Source organism: Phaeobacter italicus (assembly GCF_001258055.1).
GTDB classification, from domain to species: Bacteria; Pseudomonadota; Alphaproteobacteria; order Rhodobacterales; family Rhodobacteraceae; genus Phaeobacter; species Phaeobacter italicus.
This window is the reverse complement of record NZ_CVRM01000001.1, coordinates 87,186-104,975: the sequence shown is the minus strand read 5'-3', so window position 1 is coordinate 104,975 and position 17,790 is coordinate 87,186. Positions and strand designations below refer to the sequence as shown.

Genomic DNA, 17,790 nt, shown 5'->3' with positions numbered 1-17,790 from the left:
CCTTTTGCCTGCATAGCTTTGCCTCATGTGCAATCTTTACGCTTCTACCCGCCCACCGCAGGCCATTGTGCAGGCCGCAGATGCGATGGTTGTTGATCCGGCCATTGGCAACCTGCAGCCGCAAGAGGGGATCTATCCCGATTACACTGCCCCGATCGTACGTCACGGAGACCAGGGGCGGACTCTTGCGATGGCTCGTTGGGGGCTGCCCAAACCGGCTTTTGCGCTCAAAGGTAAGAAGGTCGACAGCGGTGTCACCAATGTGCGCAACACCGATAGTGCGCATTGGCGCCGCTGGCTGGGTGTGCCGCATCGCTGCCTGGTGCCCTGGACCCGCTTCAGTGAACCGGGGCGCACGGCCGAAGGGAAATACGAGCCTGTCTGGTTCGAGATGGCAGACCCGGATGTCGTGCCGTTCTTTGCAGGGCTGTGCATTGCCCAATGGACATCCGTGCGAAAGCTGAAAGAGGGCGCGGTGACGGCGGATCTTTTTGCCTTTCTCACCACCGAAGCCAACGCAGAGGTGGGGGCTGTCCACCCCAAGGCGATGCCAGTGATCCTGACAACAGCTGCAGATATCGAAACCTGGCTCATGGCCGACTGGGCAGCAGCCCGCCACCTGCAAAAGCCGCTCGCCGATGGTTGCCTTAGGCGGTTGGCCCCCGGTTAAGGCGCCAAGGCTCAAGGCATGAAAACGCCCCCAACCCAGATCCGGGAAGGGGGCGCTGGAACCCATCTGCGTTCGGTTTTGATTTACATTGCGTTTTTGAAGAGCTGGGTGAGGTTTTCCTCGGTCAGTTCGACAGGGTTTCCGCCGCAGGACGGGTCGATGAGGGCGCCTTTGACGAGCTGGGGGATGGAGTCTTCGGTGACGCCGAGCTGGGCCAGTCCGCGGGGGATGCCGAGTGAGTCGTTGAGCTCCTGCACATAGCTTTTGAAGCCCGCAAAGCCGCCATCGATGCCAAGGTAGGCCGCTGCCATGTCAAAGCGCTCGGCGATTGCGTCGGCATTGAACTCCAGCACGGCGGGCATGCAGACCGCATTGGTGGTGCCGTGGTGGGTGTTGAAGACGGCGCCGATCGGGTGGCTCATGGCGTGGATGGCGCCCAGACCTTTCTGGAAGGCGGTGGCGCCCATGGCGGCGGCTGACATCATCTGCGCGCGGGCTTCGATATCGCTGCCATCGGCATAGGCGCGCGGCAGGTAGTCCTTGACCAGGCGCATGCCTTCCAGCGCGATGCCCTGGGACATCGGGTGGTAATGGGGGCTGGAGAACGCCTCGACACAATGGGCAAAGGCGTCCAAACCGGTGCCTGCGGTGATGAACTTGGGCATGCCGACGGTCAGTTCGGGGTCGCAGATCACCACCGTGGGCAGCACCTTGGGGTGGAAGATGATCTTTTTCTGATGGGTCACACTGTCGGTGATCACAGAGGCGCGGCCCACTTCGGAACCGGTGCCAGCCGTGGTCGGCACCGCGATGATCGGCGCGATGGCATCGGCATCGGCGCGGGTCCACCAGTCGCCGATGTCTTCAAAATCCCACACCGGACGGCTCTGGCCGCACATGAAGGCGACCATCTTGCCCAGATCGAGACCCGAGCCGCCGCCAAAGGCAATCACCCCGTCATGATCGCCTGCCTTGTAGGCGGCCACACCTGCGTCGAGGTTTTTCTCGTTCGGGTTGGGGTCAACATCCGAGAACATCGCCCGGCCAAGGCCCGCGGCCTCCAGAATGTCGAGCGTGGATTGGGTGACCGGCAGATCTGCCAGGCCTTTGTCGGTGACCAGAAGCGGTTTTTTCATGCCCGCCGCCGCGCAGGCCTCGGCCAGCTCCTTGATCCGGCCAGCGCCAAACTTGATTGCGGTCGGATAGGACCAGTTTCCAACAAGTGTCATAGGTGTGTTCCTGTGATGAAGCCGGGGAGGGGGCGCTGCCCCCGCTTGCCCTGCGGCAAGCCCCCCGGAGTATTTTTCGGAAAGATGACGGGGCTCAGCCCGTGACCTTTTTCAGGTGATAGGATTTCGGGCGGGTGAGGTTGTGGAAGCCGATGACCGACAGGCCGCCCCCACGCCCGGTGTTCTTGCAGCCGGTCCAGCACAGGCCGGGGTCCAGGTAATCGGCGCGGTTCATGAAGACGGTGCCGGTTTCGATCTGATCGCCAACCCGCGCCGCGCGCTCGACATCGCGCGTCCACAGCGAGGCGGTGAGACCAAATTCGCTGTCATTCATCAACTGGATGGCCTCCTCGTCGGAGGTGACTTTCATGATGCCCACCACCGGGCCAAAGCTCTCGTCGCGCATCACCCGCATGTCATGGCTCACATTGGTCAGGATCTGCGGGGTGAGATAGGCGCCGCCATCATCCTCGGCGAAGGGCGCGATATGGGCCACGGCACCGGCCTCGAGCGCCTCGGCGATCTGGGCGCGCACCTCCTGTGCAAAGCGCACATTGGCCATCGGGCCAATGGTGGTGTCGGCCTCCAGCGGATTGCCCAGCTTGTAGCTGTTGACGATCGCCACGGCCTTTTCGACAAAGGCATCGTAAAGGCTTTCATGGACATAGATCCGCTCGATGCCGCAGCAGCACTGGCCTGCGTTGAACATGGCGCCATCGATCAGCGTGTCCACCGCCGCGTCCAGATCGGCGTCTTCCATCACATAGCCCGGATCCTTGCCGCCCAGCTCGGTGCCGACGCCGGTAAAAGTGCCCGCTGCGGCGCGTTCCATCGCCTGACCGCCACCGACGGAGCCGGTGAAGTTCACGAAGTCAAACGCGCGGTCTGCGATCAGCGCGGAAGTGGTGTCGTGATCCAGGAAGACATTCTGGAACACATCCGCCGGAACCCCCGCCGACTGGAAGGCCCGCGCCATGCGCTCGCCCACCAGGAGCGTCTGGGTGGCGTGTTTCAGAACCACCGTATTGCCCGCAATCAGGGCAGGGGCCACGGTGTTGATCGCGGTCATATAGGGGTAGTTCCAGGGCGCGACCACCAGCACGACACCGTGGGGCACGCGCTTGATGTAGCGTTTGAATGTGGCGTCTTCGCCCACCTCGATGTCCGCCAGCGACTCTGCAGCGATCTTCGCCATATGGCTTGCGCGCTCATTGAAGCCGCCGAACTCGCCGCCATAGCGCACCGGTCGGCCCATCATATGGGCCAGCTCGGGCACGATCTCGTCGTTCATCGCCCCAACAGCAGCCACACCGGCCATCACCAGGTCGATGCGCTCCTGCAGGGGGCGCGCGGCCCAGGCGGCCTGGGCGCTGCGCGCTGCTGCGGCGCGCTCTGCTGCGGCCTCGGGCGACAGCGTTTCACGCTCGGCATAGACCGATCCGTCGATCGGAGAGATACATTTCAGGGTCTGGCCCATGGTCTTCCTCATGTGGTTTGACAGGGGCGGCGCCCCCATCGTCATCTTTCCAAAAATACTCTCGCCGAAGGCTCTGCGCGCCTCAGGCGCGCTCGAACCCGCGGGCAATTTCGTAGTCGGTCACGATCCGCTCGAAATCCTCGATTTCCACCTCTGCCGCGCGCACGTAGTGATCCACCACGTCATCGCCCATTGCGGCGCGCAACATGGCAGAGCCCTTGAGCGCCGCCGCCGCGTCGCGCAGGGTGCCGGGGATCATGCCGGTGTCGCCCTGATAGACATCGCCCTTGGTGGGCGCCTGCAGCTCCAGACCCTCCTCGATGCCCGCAATACCCGCAGCCAGCATGCCTGCGATGGCCAGATAGGGGTTCATGTCCGAACCCGGAATGCGGCATTCGACGCGGATGGCCTTGCTGCCGACGCCACACAGGCGATAGCCCGCGGTGCGGTTGTCCACCGACCAGATGATCCGGGTGGGGGCAAAGGTGCCCTTCATGAAGCGTTTGTAGCTGTTGATGTAGGGCGCCATGAAGGCGGTGTAGTCGGGCGCGTATTTCAGCAATCCCGCCATGTAATTCTTCATCAGGGGTGACATGCCCAGCTCGTCGCTGTCGTCAAAGAACGCAGGCTTGCCGTCCTGCCACAGCGACTGATGCACATGAGAGGACGAGCCGACCTTGTCGTTATGCCATTTCGGCAGGAAGGTCACCGCATGGCCCTGTTGCTGGGCAATCTCCTTCACCGCATGTTTGGCGATGGTGTGGAATTCCGCCGTGTCCATCGCCGCGGCGTATTTGATGTTCAGCTCTTCCTGACCGGTCTCTGCCTCGCCCTTGGAGTTCTCGATCGGCAGGCCCGCGTCCCACAGGTGGTTGCGGATCGGACGCAGCACGTGCTCTTCGCGGCTGGTCTGCAGGATGCTGTAGTCTTCATTGTAGCCCGAGATCGGCTCCAGATCGCGAAAGCCCGACTTGCGGATCGCATCAAAGCTCTTTTCAAAGAGAAAGAACTCCAGCTCGGTTGCGCACATCGCGTCAAACCCCATCTCCTTGAGACGGTTGACCTGGCGCTTCAGGATCGCGCGCGGCGAATGCGGCACCTCTTCGTGACTGTGATGATCCAGCACATCACACAGCACCATCACCGTGCCCTCAAGCCAGGGCACCGGGCGCAAGGTCGCCAGATCCGGCTTCATGACATAATCGCCATAGCCGTTTTCCCAGCTGGTCGACGCATAGCCATCCGGCGTCGCCATCGCCAGATCCGTGGCCAGAAGATAGTTGCAGCAATGGGTCTCTTCCCAGGCGCCATTCACGAAATGCTTGGCGTGAAAACGCTTGCCCATAAGGCGACCCTGCATGTCAACAAGGCAGACAAGAACCGTATCAACCGCACCAGTGCTAACCTGGTCTTTGAGTGTGTCGAAGGAGAGCATGAGCAGCCCTTTGCATCTGAGGCCGCAACTTTTCAGGAAGTTGGGCAAATTCGTTGTGAAGGGGTTTGGCCCGTAGGGACCGGGCCAAACCCATGATTTGAGAGCGGGCCTTAACCGTAACGGTAGGGGCGGCCAGCTTTTTGCATGTCTGCGTTGTACTTCTTGATGATTTCGACAACACGCGCCTTGGTCGGGCTTTCGGCTGCGATCTCATCCCAGAACTTGTAGGCGGCTTCCTCGACCGTTGCCCATTCGGCATCGGGGATCGAGGTCAGCTCCATTTTCGGACCGTTGACGCGCAGGTCTGCCTCGCCACCCCAGTACCACCACTGACGGTAGTAATGCGACTGGTCACAGCAGACGCGGAACAGGGTCTGCAGATCTTCCGGCAGTTCGTTCCAGCGGCCCTGGTTGGCAAAGAAGGAGCCCGCCCAGGCGCCGGAGATGTTGTTGGTCAGGAAGTAGTTGGTCACATCTGCCCAGCCAACGGTGTAGTCTTCGGTGATGCCGGACCATGCGATGCCGTCCAATTCGCCCGTTTGCATCGCGACTTCGATGTCTTCCCACGGCAGGGTGACGGGGACGACGCCGAACTGGCTCAGGAAGCGGCCAGCGGTCGGGAAGGTGAAGACGCGCTTGCCCTTCAGGTCCGCGAGGCTGCGGATCGGGTCTTTGGTGGCAAAGTGGCAGGGATCCCAGGCACCGGCCGAGATATGTTTGACGCCGACCTTGGAATATTCCTCGTCCCAGATTTCGTTCAGACCGTATTTGTTGAACAGCACCGGCACGTCAAGGGAATAGCGGGACGCAAAGGGGAAGTAGCCGCCAAAAACGGTGACTTCGGTGGGTGAGGCCATGGAGTCATCATCGGACTGCACCGCATCGATGGTGCCACGCTGCATGGCGCGGAACAATTCGCCGGTCGGCACCAGCTGGTCGGCAAAATAGAGTTCGATCTGCATGCGGTCGCCTGCGATCTTGTTGAACATGTCGATGGCGGGTTTCACCACATGCTCGGCCAGCGCCGCACCCGCATAGGTCTGCATCCGCCATTTGATGGTGGACTGCGCCAGAGCAGGGGTTGCCAGCGGTGCCGCCATGGCGCCAACACCGGCGGTTTGCAGAAACTTACGTCTTGTTGTCATCAGTTCTCTCCGTGTTGAAATTCCGGCCCCCTTGCGGGGCTCTTCTGGGGGTTATTTTCCGTAAACAAATTCTGGCAGCCAAAGAGCGATCTGCGGGAAGATCATCACCAGGGCCAAGGCCACGACCATGACGGCAGCAAAGGGGATGATCGAGACATAGATGTCCTTGAGCCCGATCTCGGGCGGGGCCATCGCGCGCATCAGGAACAGGTTGTAGCCGAAAGGCGGGGTCATGTAAGCGATCTGGGTGGTGATGGTATAAAGGACGCCATACCAGATCAGATCGAACCCCAGCGCGCCCACCAGCGGCACATAAAGGGGGGCCACGATCACCAGCATAGCGGTGTCATCCAGGAATGTGCCCATCACGATAAAGCTGAGCTGCATCAGGATCAGGATCATCCAGGGCGACAGGCCCAGCTGCGTGGTAAACAGATCCTCGATCGCCTTCACCGCGCCAAGCCCGTCAAAGATCGCGCCAAAGCCGAGGGCTGCGAGGATGATCCACATGAACATGCAGGAAATCCCAAGCGTCGAGCGCACGGAGGTTTCAAACACCTCCTTGTTCATCCGGCCCTTCAGGATGGCCGCGATAAAGGCGGTCATGGCTCCGATGGCCGAACTTTCCACCAGCGAGGTCCATCCGTTGACGAAGGGCACCATCATGGTGGCAAAGATCGCCAGCGGCAGCACGCCAGAGAACAGCAACCGGTATTTTTCCGCCATGAACACGTCGTGATAACATGCAGGGATCTTGCGGGTCACAAACCCAACAGCCAAGAGCGCCAGCGCAAGACCCGCGGCCGGTTTGGCCTCCAGCAGGCCCATCATGGCGGCCAGTGGCACCAGGATCAGCGTGCCCAGAACAATGTAATTCAGGCGCAGCGGGTGGTCGCTGATGCGGTCATATTCGGCCAGGTCCTCGGGGCTCATGGCGGGGCCAAGCTCAGGCTGCATCCGGGCGCGCAGGTAGATGTAGACAATGAACATCGTCGCCATCAACAGGCCCGGCACAACGCCTGCAAGCCACAGCTGGCCAACCGGCTGGCGGGCGATCATCGCATAAAGGACCAGCACAACAGAGGGCGGCACCAGAATGCCCAATGATGATCCGGCCTGAATGGTCCCTGTCACCAGCGTCTTGTCATAGCCCCGGCGCAGCAGTTCGGGCAGGGCGATGGTGGCGCCGATGGCCATACCGGCAACAGACAGACCGTTCATCGCTGAAATCAGGACCATCAGGCCGATTGTGCCAATCGCAAGCCCGCCTTTGACCGGCCCCATCCACACGTGGAACATCCGATAGAGATCGTCCGCGATCTTGGATTCCGACAGAACGTAACCCATGAAGATGAACATCGGCAGCGTCAGCAGCGGATACCATTTCATCAGCTTCATGGCCGCAGAGAAGGGAATTTCACTCCCGCCTGTACCCCAAAGCAGCAGTCCAGCCAAAGCGCCGACAAATCCGATGGCACCAAACACGCGCTGGCCGGTCATCAGCATCAGCATCATGCCGGCAAACATCACGATGGCGATGAGTTCATAAGGCATTAGAATTCGTCTCCGCGAAGGCGTCCGAGATCACGGAACAGTTCGGCAAGGCATTGCAGCAGCATCAAGAAGACACCGAGGCACAGGATGGTTTTGACCGGCCACAGGAAGGGGCGCCAGGCGGTAGAGCTGCGCTCCAGATAGCCCAGCTTGGCGCTGGCCGCATCAAGGCCTTCGGTCATGAGGGTTTTCAGCAGATCTCCAAAGAACTGGAACGGCTCAAGCCCGAAATACCCCAGTGAATAGGCCGTGGAGCTGACCGCGCCGTAAAACAGCACCCCGAGGTAGAACATCAGGAACAGTACGGTAAAGGCATCGACCCAGGCTTTGGTCTTCAGCGACCAGGCACCGTAAAACAGGTCCATCCGCACATTTGATCCCATCTGGATCGAATAGGGGCCACCCAGAATGTAGTAGGCGACCATCACGAATTGTGCAGTCTCCAGCGTCCAGAGGGACGGGTTGAAAAACGTCTTCGAGATCGACGACCACAACAGAACCCCAACCAGGGCAAAGATCAGGTACATCGCAATGCGCCCGATAAAGCGGTTCATGGCATCGATTGCGCGAACGTAGCCTTTGATCACACTAGGCATTGTCGGCTCCTTCCGTTGCCGGGGCCGCAGCTGCCAGATGCGCAAGGGCCGGGCGCAGCAGCACCAGCAGCTCTTCGGTCATCTGGGCTTCCTCGGCACTGTCGCGCACGAGGTCGTTGCGGATTTCAATCATCACATTGGCAAGCCCGTTGTTCACCCCATGCAACACCAGGCTGTGGGTGACACCATCTTCGGGGCCATAGGGGCTGTTGCGCTCGACCAGCCGGTCTGGCAGGGCCGAGGCGGCCTCCAGCATCAGATCGGCAAGCCGTGTGTCCGTGTCGTGCAGGATGCCGATCTCAACCGCGCGCGGCTTGCCGTAATAGACAGGGGTAAAGCTGTGGACGGTGATCAAAACCGGTGGGCGCCCCTCAAGGGTGCGTTTCTCGATCAGCTCGCTCACCGCGGCACAGAAGGGCCGGTAGACGGCATCGGTGCGTTCGGCACGAGCGGCGTCATCCAGATCGCGATTGCCCGGCACCTCAATCAGCTCTGACTTGGCAGGCATCGCGCTTGGGGCTTCGGGCGGGCGGTTGCAGTCATAGACCAGGCGGGACACCCGGCTTGCCACCATCGGGGCATTAAGCGCCTGCGCCAGCCCCAAGGCAACCGCGCGTGCGCCCGGATCCCAGGCTGCATGGCTTTCACTGTCAGCGTGCGACAGACCAAGGCCGTCATAGCGCGCGGGGATGTGGTTGCTGGCGTGTTCGCACAGCACCAGCACATCGCCAGAGCCATCGGCATTCCAGACCTCGACCGGCACGTCGAGATCGTCTGGCAGGCCGGAGGTAGGAGCGTTGGAATCGCTCAGCGGCATTGGGGTCTCCCTGTATTTTGGAAAAATGTTTTCATGCAGATCGGTTTGTGTCAATATATTTTCAGAAAGAGTTTCACCGCCCGCCCCATGCTGGTTTTTGGACGCCAGACGTGCTTAATTGACGGGCAAAGTTGATGAGGTAGCCTGCCTGTGACCAAACCGCCCAGCACCGTCAGAGAGCTGATCCGGGATCAATATTCGGCGTTGACGCAATCGGAGAAGAAATTCGCCAATGCGCTTCTTGCGAATTATCCGGCTGCGGGGCTGGCATCGATCACGATCGTCGCCTCCAATGCCGAGGTGTCGACGCCAACCGTGGCGCGGATGGTGCAAAAGCTGGGCTTCAAAGGGTATCCGCAGTTTCATCAGGCCCTGCTGAAAGAGCTGGAGGCAAAGGGTTCAGGCCCCACGCAGCGGCGCGCCAACTGGGCGTCCGAAGCACCCGAAGGCCACCTGCTGAACAGATTTGCACAGGCAGTTACCGAGAACCTCAGTCAGACATTTTCGAATGTGGATTCAGAGCAGTTCGACGCGGCCGTGCGCCAGCTCGCAAATACCGAAGGGCGGCTTTACGTGGTGGGGGGGCGCATCACGCGGGCGCTTGCTGACTATGCCTTCACCCACTTTCAGGCGATCCGCCAACGTGTCACGCATATGACATCGTCATCGGCCACCTGGCCGCATTACGTGCTGGATATGGTCGAAGGCGACACGCTGCTGATGTTTGATGTGCGGCGGTATGAAACCAACCTCCAGCGCCTTGCCGAACTGGCGGCCGAGCGTGGGGTTTCTGTCATCTTGATCACCGATCAATGGTCAAGCCCGATCAACAGCGTTGCTGCGCATACGTTCAACTGCTGGGTTGAGATCCCATCCGCCTGGGATTCCAATATTTCAACCATGATGCTGCTTGAGGCGATGATCTCTGCGGCTCAGGAAGAGCGCTGGGACGAGACCCGGGCGCGGTATGAAAAGCTCGATACCATCTTCGATACGACCCGGCTTTTCAGAAAATTTACATAGGTTTGTGGTTCTGAGGGGGCGACAGTTCGCGCCTATCCGTGACGAAAAAAGGCAGGTGGCTAGCTGCCTCCTGCCTGTTTCTCATCATTTGTAATATTTCGATATTACGCGGCGCGCTTGTGTCCCAGCGCCAACCCCAGAAGCACGCCCAGGCCAACCGCGCCAGCCAGTGCAACACCGGGGTTTTCTTCAACGAATTTGGACCCGGATTTGGCCAGATCTGCAGCGGCGTCGGTGGTGGACTTCAGCGTGGCATCCGCAGCAGCGCGAACCTCTTCGGCCTTTTGCGAGGCCGCTTCCTTCAGCGCTGCGACATTGCTGTCTGCGTCCGCCTCCGGCTTGCTGGTCTTGCTTGCGGTCGTGTTGTTCTTTTCAGCGATCGTGGCCATCGTAAATCTCCTTTCGTCACCTCAAGTGTCACCATCTCAACGAGCTGCCGGGCCATCTGGTTCCATCCTGTTTTTCGGGAACCGGATCAGCCCGCGCTGCGTTTTGCCGGTATCCACGAAACGACAACCAAGGAGGCTCCGATGCTATATTGGGCTCTTATCTTTCTGGTCGTCGCATTGATCGCAGGTCTGTTCGGCTTTGGTGGCGTTGCGTCGGCTTCTGTTGGGATTGCACAGATCCTGTTTGTCCTGTTCCTCATTCTGGCCGCCGTGGCCTTTGTGGTTCAGCTGGTCAGGGGGCGCTGATCTGACATGGTTGATATCTGAGACGGGCAGACCTCTGGTTTGCCCGTTTTTGTTTGGACCACGGCGGCTGTTGCGGGTGGTGCGACAAAAGAATCAGGAACAACCACCGGGGCGTTGCGTTGGGTCGGTGAACGTAAACGAGAATGAGAGGAAAACGATATGAGCGAAGTTCTATCCGTAGTGCCCAGCAAAGATTCTGTGTCCACCGGCGTGCGTGATACCTCGGCCCTCGCCGAAGGTCTGGCAGATGTACTGGCGGATACCTATCGTCTCGTCTTCAAAACCCACGCCTATCACTGGAATGTCGAAGGCCCGGCCTTCTACTCGGTCCACAAGCTGACCGAAGAGCAATACGAAAACATGTTTGCGGCCACCGATGAGCTGGCAGAACGGATCCGTGCCCTTGGCCATCTGGCGCCAGCAAGCCTAGCTGACATCGTGAGCCGCTCCAAACTGCAGGACAGTGCTGGCGGCCTGAGCGCGGCAGAGATGATCGAAGATCTGGCCACCAGCCACGAACGCGTCGCGCACCGCTTGCACGCGCTGGCCGAAATGAGCGGGGACCGCAAAGATATCGTGACCGAAGATCTGGCAACGGCCCGCTCCGCCTTTCACGAACAAGCGGCCTGGATGCTGCGCGCAATTGGCAAATCCTGATCAGGTTGCTCTTGCCTGTCGCCCAGCTTCAGGCAAGAGCGGTCACCGGACCGGAAAAACAGGTTCAATGAAAAAAGCCGCCACATTGCTGTGGCGGCTTTTCAGTTTCTGCTGAGTGAGCCCGGTTCAGACCTTCAAAGTCTCGGTCGAGCTGAAGAACATGGCCTGGCTCACGGCAGAGCGGACCTGTTCCTCGGTGTAAGGTTTGGAGATCAGGAATGCGGGTTCCGGCCCTTCACCTGTCAAAAGGCGCTCGGGGAAGGCCGTGATAAAGATCACCGGGCAATCTTCCTGTTCCTGCAGGATTTTGTTCACGGCATCGATCCCGCTGGAATTGTCGGCCAACTGAATATCCGACAGAATCAGGTCCGGCCGCTCTTCCTGTGCGAGTTTGACCGCCGCCGTCTCTGTGCGTGCGATACCGGTGACACGGTGGCCCATCTCGGCAACGATGCTTTCCAAATCCATCGAGATGATTGCCTCATCTTCGATGATCATCACCTTGCCCGAGGTCGATTTGGACATTTCCTGATAGGCAATATTGATCAGCTCCTGGGCTTCGGCAGCGCCGACACCCATGACTTGGCCGACTTCTTCGGTCGAAAACTCCTCGATTGTGTGCAGCAAAAGGGCTTCACGGGTGTTCGGTGTCAGCGCGCTCAGGTGCTTCTGCGCTTTGCTCTCAAGCCCCGATGCGGGGGCCTCAACCTCCAGTGGAGCGCCAGAGGTGGTCCAGATTGCGTGAAAAGCGCGGAACAAAGCAACTTTTGCCTTGAGTGCTGTGTCAAACCGGTCAGGCTCGGACAGGATAGCCTCTAGTGTGGCTAGGGCATAAGTGTCACCGCTTGTCTGGCTTCCAGTCAGCGCGCGCGCATACCGGCGCAGGAAAGGCAGGTTCGCCCCGATTTGGTTGGCAAGAACTTCTCCTGGCTCAGCGGTCATCGGCTATGTCCTTTTTTTGGAATACATATGGAACCATACGCCGGATTAATGCGTTTGGTTCCGGAAAGCGCAAAAAAAATGTGTGAAAAATTTGGATGAGAGAGCACGAGATGCCCAAGAAGCGCAGTGATAGGGTCGAGCGAGAGATCGACCAAAACCTGAAGCGTGCCTTTGACGCACTGGCCTCGGAGCCTCTGCCGGACCGCTTCACCAGCCTGCTGGATCAGCTCAAGGCCAAAGAGACGTCAGATAACGCGTCGGCCTCTGATGACCAGGAGGGGCGGAATGACTGACCCTCGCGATGAGCTTGTCGAACATCTGGGCGCCATGCGCGCCTTTGCCATCAGTCTGACCAGAAACACGGCAACAGCCGATGATCTTGTGCAGGACACGTTGGTTAAAGCCTGGACAAACTTTGACAAATTCGAGCAGGGTTCGAATATGCGAGCCTGGTTGTTCACAATTCTCCGCAATACGTATTACTCCCTGCGACGCAAACGGCGCCGCGAGGTAGAGGACGCGGATGGGATCATGGCGGAAAGCCTGTCCCAAAAACCGGATCATGACGGCCGGTTGAACATGCGCGATTTCAATGTTGCGTTTGAACAGCTCAACGACGAGCAGCGCGAGGCATTGATCCTGGTGGGCGCCGGTGGTTTTTCCTACGAGGAAGCCGCAGAAACCTGTGGCGTCAAAGTCGGGACAATCAAAAGCCGCGTTAATCGTGGTCGTGCGCGGCTTGCGGAACTGATGAACATGGACGAGGACGAGCCGATTGAGATCACTGACGTGGTAACCGCGGGCATCGTCGCACAGCAGAGTCACGCCTGATTGATGTTTGAACGCTACCTGTCCCGAGGGCTGTTTTTCCGGCTGGCCATTTTGATGAGCTTTGCCCTGCTGCCCTTGGGTCTGATTGCATTGTATCAAACCTACACCGTGGTGGATGAGGCCGCCCGCCTGTCGCGGGTGGCCATTCTCGCACGGACAGAGCGCGCGGCGATTGGCGAGCGCGAGCTGCTGCAGCGAAGCCAGGGCGCGGCCAATACCTTGGCCTCAATCGGCGGGACCCTGATGCGCGAGCGCGGGGCCTGCGCCGATGTGATGAGGGGCTTTGTCTCCGACCATCCGGAATATAGTTTTGCGGGTCTGACTGACGCAGACGGCAATTTGATCTGTGCATCGGACAACACCGGAAAAGACGTGTCCGAGGAGGCGTTTTTTATCAAGGCCAGCAACAAAGGGGCGCCTGTCTTCAGCGTCGACCGCTCCCTTGCGGATCGGGAACGGCTCCAGCTGTCCTTGACGTATCCCATCCGTGACGGTGACGCGGTGGTGGGATTTGCAACCCTTGCCATCCCAAAGTCGCTCACCAGTGTCTTCTTTACTGAGAAATGGCAGCTGGAAGGTATCAAGTTTGCCACGATCGATGCGGATGGCGACATTCTTTCGTCCTCTGATGTCTTTCCGCAGGCGGGGCTCTTGCTGCCCGCATCCATCGAACGGGACAAGCTGCTCGGCTATAGTGGGCAGACGTTTTTCGCCCAGTCCACGGCAGGTAACGATCGGTTTTTCGCCATTAGCGAAGTCATACCGGGGCAGGTGGCTGTGGTGGGCAGTTGGCCTGCGGATATCTCTGATCTGGCATCTGGTCCCGGGCGTTGGTTGTTGACGCTCGCCTTCCCGGTTCTGATGTGGGTCGCCGGGATCGGGGTTGCCGTGTTCGGCCTGCACCAGCTGGTGATCCGGCACCTCAGTGATCTGCGCACCGCGATGCGGCGCTACGCTTTGGGGGAACGGGAACATGCGCAGCTGCAGTTGATCAATCCACCGCGCGAGTTTTCAGAGGCACAGCAGTCCTTTAACCGGATGGTTATGATCCTGAGCAACGCCGAGTCCCGGCGTGAGATCGATCTGCAGGAAAAGACGGTTCTGCTGAGAGAAGTCCATCACCGGGTCAAAAATAACCTGCAGCTCATTGCATCGATCATGAACATGCAGGCCCGTGGCACCAAGTCCGAAGAGGTGCGTGGCGTGCTCTCGCAGCTCCAACGCCGGGTCCGGGGGTTGGCTGCGATCCATCGCTCGCTCAACACCAACCCCGACAGCACGGCCGTGGATTCACGTGAACTGATCGAAACGCTGGTGGGCGAGGCGCGAATGCAGTCGGGCGCAGCGGCAGAAATCCGAACAGAGGTGCAGCCCGTGCCTCTTGATCAGGATACTGCTGTCAACCTGTCGATGCTGCTGGCCGAGGCCTTGAGCAACGCGATCAAATTCGCCTCTCTCTGCCCGGAGGGACAGAGAACGGTGGATGTGCAGTTTTTCCTTCTGGACGATGACCGCTGCCATCTGGTGATCCGCAACAGCCGTACAGCGGGCGCAGGTGATGATGCAGCAGACACCGCAGGATCGGCCGGCCTTGGCGCGCGTCTGATGAAGGCCTTTGCCTCGCAGTTGGGTGGAGAGCAGAATATCAGAACAACCGAGACAACCTTTACCTATGACATCGTATTTTCACTGGATACGCCATAAGGTCAGGTAGCAGGGGCCAGAGACGGGGCCCCATTCGCAGTCAATTTGCATTCACGACAGGGATCTGCCGACATGGAGCGCAGAGACACAACCGCCGACGCCCCCGACAGGCAAGACATGTTTGAGGTTCTGGTCACGGCGCAGGAAGCCTGGCCTGCCTTCGAGCGGGCTGTCCTGAGGGCAGAGACCGTTGTCCGGGCCAGCTTTCGGATCTTTGACTTTGCCACGTTTTTGCACAGTGACGAGGCCAAGGAGCTGGGCCCGACATGGGCGGATCTAGTCGAACATATTCTGCGCAAAGGTGTGGATTTTGATCTGGTGGTCAGTGACTTCGATGCGCTGATGGCAGAGGATCTGCACGGCAAATCGCAAGCAACCTTGAAACAGGCCCGCGACATTCAGGCAAAGCTTAGGGTCGATCCGCCAACCAAGTGTGGCAAACTGACCGTCCGCGCGGCCCTGCATCCGGCGCGGGCGGGGCTGGTGCCCCGGCTTGCCTTTGGCCCGTTTGTCAAACGGCGCAAGAAAAAGGTGATCCGCGGGCGCAAATCCCGTGACCAAAGCAGTTGGTTGCCGGAACTGAGCCCAGTCACCCACCACCAGAAGCTCGCCGTGATCGACGGCACCACGCTTTATGTTGGTGGGCTTGATCTCAACAATCGCCGTTACGACACGCCCGATCATGACCAGGTGGCAGAACAGACCTGGGCAGATGTGCAGCTGATCCTGAAGGGGCCGGAAGCCGCCGAAGCCGACGCCTATCTGCAGGAGTTCGAAACGCTTGTCGCGGGCAAGGAGACGCCCAAAGAGGGTATCCATCTGCGCCGGACCCTCTCTGCCCCCCGCAAGCTGGGGTTCTGGGCGGTGTCGCCCCAGACGGTCGCGCGAGAGATCGAGGAGGACTTTCTCAACGCCTTCGAGCGTGCGCGGCACATGATCTACATGGAAACCCAGTTCCTTCGCTCCAGCGTGCTTGCAAACGGGCTGGCAGAGGCGGCACAGCGCAACCCGGATCTGTCGGTTATCCTGGTTTTGCCCGCGCTTCCCGATGATGTCGCGTTCGACGGCAACCGTGAACTGGACGCGCGCTATGGCATGGCGCTTCAGGCCAGCGCCCTTGAGCGGGTTGTGGGAGCCTATGGTTCACGCGCCTGCATCGCAAGCCCAGTGCGGCCCATGCTGGCAGACAGAGACTCTCCGCGCGCCCTGGCAGGGTCACCGATGATCTATGTGCACAGCAAGGTGCTGCTGGTGGACGACAGCTTTGCGATGGTGGGATCGGCCAATATGAACGGTCGCTCCATGCGCTGGGACACCGAAGCCGCACTGCGCACCGATGATCCCGCGCGCGTTGCCAAGGTCTGGAAGGCCATGTGCGAGCACTGGTGGCGTGGCTCTCACTCCTTGCCGGACGAGGCGCGCAGCCCCGAAACCGCCGTGGACTGGTGGCGCCGCGAGGTCGCCCGAAACGGTGTGCGTCTGCCGCAGAAACGAACCGGTTTTCTGGTGCCGCATGACCCGTCGAATATGAAAGATCTTCAGCAACCTTTGCCAGGGGCAACCGAAGATATCGTATAGGATCAATGGGTTAAAATATGTACCCAAAATCCACATTTACCGCGGGTAAAAAAAAGCTAGAATGAAAGGGAACCATCCTGTGTTTGCGCGCGTTCAGGTTGCACAAATGTTCAGATGAAGGCAAATGTCCAGCTGATCATCTGTACGACAGGCAACCTGAATAGGATCCAGAGAGAGTTAATCACGTGGATTTTAGCCCAGACATGATGAAACGCGCCGCACAGCAGTTGTGGCACCAATTAGAAAACCGCCGTTCCTCCATGTTGATGATCGAGGCGGCGAAACCAGCCCTGCAACCGGTCAGTCATTTTGCCGATCCTGAACGCGGTCTTGTGTGGTTTATCTGTTCACGAGACAGCGCGCTGGTTTCCGCTTTCAAGGACGTCGCGCCGGCTCGGCTGAACTTCGTCAGCAACAGCGAAGACTATTTCGCCAGCCTCAGCGGCGAGATTGAGATCGCTGACGATCCCAAGCAGCTGGACCATTTCTGGAGCTATGCGGCGGATGCTTGGTTTGAACAGGGGCGCAATGATCCCAGTGTTGTTCTGCTCAAGATGACGCCTCAAAAGGCCACCGCATGGGTGGCACAGGGGCAGCAGCTCTTGGTGGCGCCCAAGTCCATGTGCATTCAGTTCGGGGTTGAACCGGTCAAATCCAGCCAACGCAGCAACACCCGCTGATCGCGGGTGCTGTTTGCTCTCGGCGCCAGTGTTCTTCGAAAAAAACGGCCCAAGGGGCCGTTTTTTGCTGAACAGTGTGTCGCTGCCTCAGGCCTTGGCGCCGCGCGGACCAAACAGAAGCCAGCAGATAAAGCCGATGATCGGCAGGATCAGGACGAACAGGATCCAAAAGACCTTTTTGCCGGTGCTCGCGCCAGAGCTGACGGTGCCGACGATGGCCCAGATTGTCAGGGCCAGCACAATCAGCCCGCCAATGCCTACATAATCATTCATTCCAATACCTCTTTCGCTGATCCGCTTCCGGCCCTTGCCCGGTCAATGCCGGGCAGGGCGGGGGCGTGTTACTGCGCCTTTTGGGACTCTTCAGTGATCGTATTGCCCAGCGAAGACACATCGCGGCCAAAGCCTTCGGTGGTTTCACAGGCCGCGAGGCCAACAAGGGCAAGCGCTGCAAGCATGATACGCATAATCTGTCCTTTCATCATCTCTGATTGCGGGCGGGTCGCCACGCGGGAGGAGGGGCGAGAGGCAGGAAGGCCTGCAATCATCGTAACGCCCGAACGGTCCTGACTGATCTCAGGTTTGCAGTGCCTCAACGCGCCTTCCTGCAAGTGGTTCCATGCGCTGCGGTTTTCTTTTTCGGGAACCCGGCCCGCAAGCCTTGCGTTTTTCAGGCAGACAATGCCCGTCCCGTCCTGATGCCAAGCGCAGACAGAACAGGGGGCGCGGCCCCCCTGCCGCGCCAGCGTACCGACAA

The 17,790-nt window shown here is 59.6% G+C and carries 20 protein-coding genes; 9 read left to right on the top strand and 11 right to left on the bottom strand.

The window, feature by feature from the left end:
* The first annotated feature begins 25 nt into the window (after positions 1-25).
* The gene (locus tag NIT7645_RS00510; protein ID WP_008563084.1) at positions 26-670 is read left to right on the top strand and encodes an SOS response-associated peptidase; all 645 of its coding nucleotides are present in this window, start codon (positions 26-28) and stop codon (positions 668-670) included.
* 83 nt (positions 671-753) lie between these two features.
* On the opposite strand, the gene NIT7645_RS00505 is transcribed toward NIT7645_RS00510, so the two are convergent.
* The 7 genes from NIT7645_RS00505 to NIT7645_RS00475 all read right to left on the bottom strand — a co-directional run bounded on the left by NIT7645_RS00505 (position 754) and on the right by NIT7645_RS00475 (position 8,923).
* Positions 754-1,899, bottom strand: a complete 1,146-nt coding sequence (locus NIT7645_RS00505; protein ID WP_008559064.1) for an iron-containing alcohol dehydrogenase — start codon at positions 1,897-1,899, stop codon at positions 754-756.
* Between the two features lie 94 nt (positions 1,900-1,993).
* On the bottom strand, positions 1,994-3,376 hold the full coding sequence (locus NIT7645_RS00500) for an aldehyde dehydrogenase family protein (RefSeq protein WP_008561440.1): 1,383 nt from the start codon (positions 3,374-3,376) through the stop codon (positions 1,994-1,996).
* 82 nt (positions 3,377-3,458) lie between these two features.
* The gene (locus NIT7645_RS00495; protein ID WP_050685765.1) at positions 3,459-4,811 is read right to left on the bottom strand and encodes a glutamine synthetase family protein; all 1,353 of its coding nucleotides are present in this window, start codon (positions 4,809-4,811) and stop codon (positions 3,459-3,461) included.
* Positions 4,812-4,921: 110 nt separating this feature from the next.
* A complete protein-coding gene (locus tag NIT7645_RS00490; protein ID WP_008561619.1) occupies positions 4,922-5,956 on the bottom strand; it encodes a TRAP transporter substrate-binding protein in 1,035 nt (344 codons plus the stop codon).
* A 51-nt stretch (positions 5,957-6,007) separates the two neighbouring features.
* Positions 6,008-7,510, bottom strand: coding sequence for a TRAP transporter large permease (locus NIT7645_RS00485; RefSeq protein WP_008560280.1), 1,503 nt, complete (start codon positions 7,508-7,510; stop codon positions 6,008-6,010).
* A complete protein-coding gene (locus tag NIT7645_RS00480; RefSeq protein WP_008562367.1) occupies positions 7,510-8,106 on the bottom strand; it encodes a TRAP transporter small permease subunit in 597 nt (198 codons plus the stop codon). The genes NIT7645_RS00485 and NIT7645_RS00480 overlap by 1 nt, the downstream gene beginning before the upstream one ends.
* Positions 8,099-8,923: an N-formylglutamate amidohydrolase gene (locus tag NIT7645_RS00475; RefSeq protein ID WP_050685763.1), complete on the bottom strand. Its 825-nt coding sequence runs from the start codon at positions 8,921-8,923 to the stop codon at positions 8,099-8,101. Before NIT7645_RS00475 ends, NIT7645_RS00480 begins: the two co-directional genes overlap by 8 nt.
* Before the next feature lie 150 nt (positions 8,924-9,073).
* Between NIT7645_RS00475 and NIT7645_RS00470 the strand changes: the two genes are divergently transcribed.
* Positions 9,074-9,946 (top strand): MurR/RpiR family transcriptional regulator, encoded by an 873-nt coding sequence (locus NIT7645_RS00470; RefSeq protein WP_008563026.1) that lies wholly within the window; start codon positions 9,074-9,076, stop codon positions 9,944-9,946.
* A 104-nt stretch (positions 9,947-10,050) separates the two neighbouring features.
* Here NIT7645_RS00470 and NIT7645_RS00465 read toward each other — a convergent pair whose 3' ends face one another.
* The gene (locus NIT7645_RS00465; RefSeq protein WP_008561348.1) at positions 10,051-10,335 is read right to left on the bottom strand and encodes a hypothetical protein; all 285 of its coding nucleotides are present in this window, start codon (positions 10,333-10,335) and stop codon (positions 10,051-10,053) included.
* Between the two features lie 141 nt (positions 10,336-10,476).
* Between NIT7645_RS00465 and NIT7645_RS19070 the strand changes: the two genes are divergently transcribed.
* Together NIT7645_RS19070 and NIT7645_RS00460 are read left to right on the top strand one after the other, a co-directional pair.
* On the top strand, positions 10,477-10,641 hold the full coding sequence (locus NIT7645_RS19070) for a DUF1328 domain-containing protein (protein ID WP_008560857.1): 165 nt from the start codon (positions 10,477-10,479) through the stop codon (positions 10,639-10,641).
* 159 nt (positions 10,642-10,800) lie between these two features.
* Positions 10,801-11,298, top strand: a complete 498-nt coding sequence (locus NIT7645_RS00460) for a Dps family protein (protein WP_037302536.1) — start codon at positions 10,801-10,803, stop codon at positions 11,296-11,298.
* 126 nt (positions 11,299-11,424) lie between these two features.
* Here NIT7645_RS00460 and NIT7645_RS00455 read toward each other — a convergent pair whose 3' ends face one another.
* Positions 11,425-12,240 carry a response regulator gene (locus tag NIT7645_RS00455; protein WP_008559895.1) on the bottom strand — a complete coding sequence of 272 codons (816 nt, stop codon included), beginning with the start codon at positions 12,238-12,240 and terminating at the stop codon, positions 11,425-11,427.
* A gap of 110 nt (positions 12,241-12,350) precedes the next feature.
* Between NIT7645_RS00455 and NIT7645_RS00450 the strand changes: the two genes are divergently transcribed.
* The 5 genes from NIT7645_RS00450 to NIT7645_RS00430 all read left to right on the top strand — a co-directional run bounded on the left by NIT7645_RS00450 (position 12,351) and on the right by NIT7645_RS00430 (position 17,033).
* The gene (locus NIT7645_RS00450) at positions 12,351-12,533 is read left to right on the top strand and encodes a NepR family anti-sigma factor (protein ID WP_008560090.1); all 183 of its coding nucleotides are present in this window, start codon (positions 12,351-12,353) and stop codon (positions 12,531-12,533) included.
* A complete protein-coding gene (locus NIT7645_RS00445; RefSeq protein ID WP_008562779.1) occupies positions 12,526-13,071 on the top strand; it encodes an RNA polymerase sigma factor in 546 nt (181 codons plus the stop codon). Before NIT7645_RS00450 ends, NIT7645_RS00445 begins: the two co-directional genes overlap by 8 nt.
* Before the next feature lie 3 nt (positions 13,072-13,074).
* Positions 13,075-14,775, top strand: coding sequence for a sensor histidine kinase (locus NIT7645_RS00440; RefSeq protein WP_008561596.1), 1,701 nt, complete (start codon positions 13,075-13,077; stop codon positions 14,773-14,775).
* Positions 14,776-14,847: 72 nt separating this feature from the next.
* Positions 14,848-16,353, top strand: a complete 1,506-nt coding sequence (locus NIT7645_RS19730) for a phospholipase D-like domain-containing protein (protein WP_050685761.1) — start codon at positions 14,848-14,850, stop codon at positions 16,351-16,353.
* A 185-nt stretch (positions 16,354-16,538) separates the two neighbouring features.
* A complete protein-coding gene (locus NIT7645_RS00430) occupies positions 16,539-17,033 on the top strand; it encodes a pyridoxamine 5'-phosphate oxidase family protein (protein ID WP_008562637.1) in 495 nt (164 codons plus the stop codon).
* An 87-nt stretch (positions 17,034-17,120) separates the two neighbouring features.
* Here the strand turns inward: NIT7645_RS00430 and NIT7645_RS00425 are convergent, their stop codons facing one another.
* Both NIT7645_RS00425 and NIT7645_RS00420 read right to left on the bottom strand, forming a co-directional pair.
* Complete coding sequence (locus NIT7645_RS00425; protein WP_008563024.1) at positions 17,121-17,306, bottom strand: PLD nuclease N-terminal domain-containing protein; 186 nt, start codon at positions 17,304-17,306, stop codon at positions 17,121-17,123.
* 68 nt (positions 17,307-17,374) lie between these two features.
* Positions 17,375-17,500, bottom strand: coding sequence for an entericidin A/B family lipoprotein (locus tag NIT7645_RS00420; RefSeq protein WP_037302932.1), 126 nt, complete (start codon positions 17,498-17,500; stop codon positions 17,375-17,377).
* Positions 17,501-17,790: the final 290 nt, after the last annotated feature.

Excerpts from the sequence above, each read along its gene's own strand:
- NIT7645_RS00510 (WP_008563084.1), top strand. The coding sequence starts at position 26 with ATGTGCAATCTTTACGCTTCTACCCGCCCACCGCAGGCCATTGTGCAG.
- NIT7645_RS00505 (WP_008559064.1), bottom strand. The coding sequence starts at position 1,899 with ATGACACTTGTTGGAAACTGGTCCTATCCGACCGCAATCAAGTTTGGC.
- NIT7645_RS00500 (WP_008561440.1), bottom strand. The coding sequence starts at position 3,376 with ATGGGCCAGACCCTGAAATGTATCTCTCCGATCGACGGATCGGTCTAT.
- NIT7645_RS00495 (WP_050685765.1), bottom strand. The coding sequence starts at position 4,811 with ATGCTCTCCTTCGACACACTCAAAGACCAGGTTAGCACTGGTGCGGTT.
- NIT7645_RS00490 (WP_008561619.1), bottom strand. The coding sequence starts at position 5,956 with ATGACAACAAGACGTAAGTTTCTGCAAACCGCCGGTGTTGGCGCCATG.
- NIT7645_RS00485 (WP_008560280.1), bottom strand. The coding sequence starts at position 7,510 with ATGCCTTATGAACTCATCGCCATCGTGATGTTTGCCGGCATGATGCTG.
- NIT7645_RS00480 (WP_008562367.1), bottom strand. The coding sequence starts at position 8,106 with ATGCCTAGTGTGATCAAAGGCTACGTTCGCGCAATCGATGCCATGAAC.
- NIT7645_RS00475 (WP_050685763.1), bottom strand. The coding sequence starts at position 8,923 with ATGCCGCTGAGCGATTCCAACGCTCCTACCTCCGGCCTGCCAGACGAT.
- NIT7645_RS00465 (WP_008561348.1), bottom strand. The coding sequence starts at position 10,335 with ATGGCCACGATCGCTGAAAAGAACAACACGACCGCAAGCAAGACCAGC.
- NIT7645_RS19070 (WP_008560857.1), top strand. The coding sequence starts at position 10,477 with ATGCTATATTGGGCTCTTATCTTTCTGGTCGTCGCATTGATCGCAGGT.
- NIT7645_RS00460 (WP_037302536.1), top strand. The coding sequence starts at position 10,801 with ATGAGCGAAGTTCTATCCGTAGTGCCCAGCAAAGATTCTGTGTCCACC.
- NIT7645_RS00455 (WP_008559895.1), bottom strand. The coding sequence starts at position 12,240 with ATGACCGCTGAGCCAGGAGAAGTTCTTGCCAACCAAATCGGGGCGAAC.
- NIT7645_RS00450 (WP_008560090.1), top strand. The coding sequence starts at position 12,351 with ATGCCCAAGAAGCGCAGTGATAGGGTCGAGCGAGAGATCGACCAAAAC.
- NIT7645_RS00445 (WP_008562779.1), top strand. The coding sequence starts at position 12,526 with ATGACTGACCCTCGCGATGAGCTTGTCGAACATCTGGGCGCCATGCGC.
- NIT7645_RS00440 (WP_008561596.1), top strand. The coding sequence starts at position 13,075 with ATGTTTGAACGCTACCTGTCCCGAGGGCTGTTTTTCCGGCTGGCCATT.
- NIT7645_RS19730 (WP_050685761.1), top strand. The coding sequence starts at position 14,848 with ATGGAGCGCAGAGACACAACCGCCGACGCCCCCGACAGGCAAGACATG.
- NIT7645_RS00425 (WP_008563024.1), bottom strand. The coding sequence starts at position 17,306 with ATGAATGATTATGTAGGCATTGGCGGGCTGATTGTGCTGGCCCTGACA.
- NIT7645_RS00420 (WP_037302932.1), bottom strand. The coding sequence starts at position 17,500 with ATGCGTATCATGCTTGCAGCGCTTGCCCTTGTTGGCCTCGCGGCCTGT.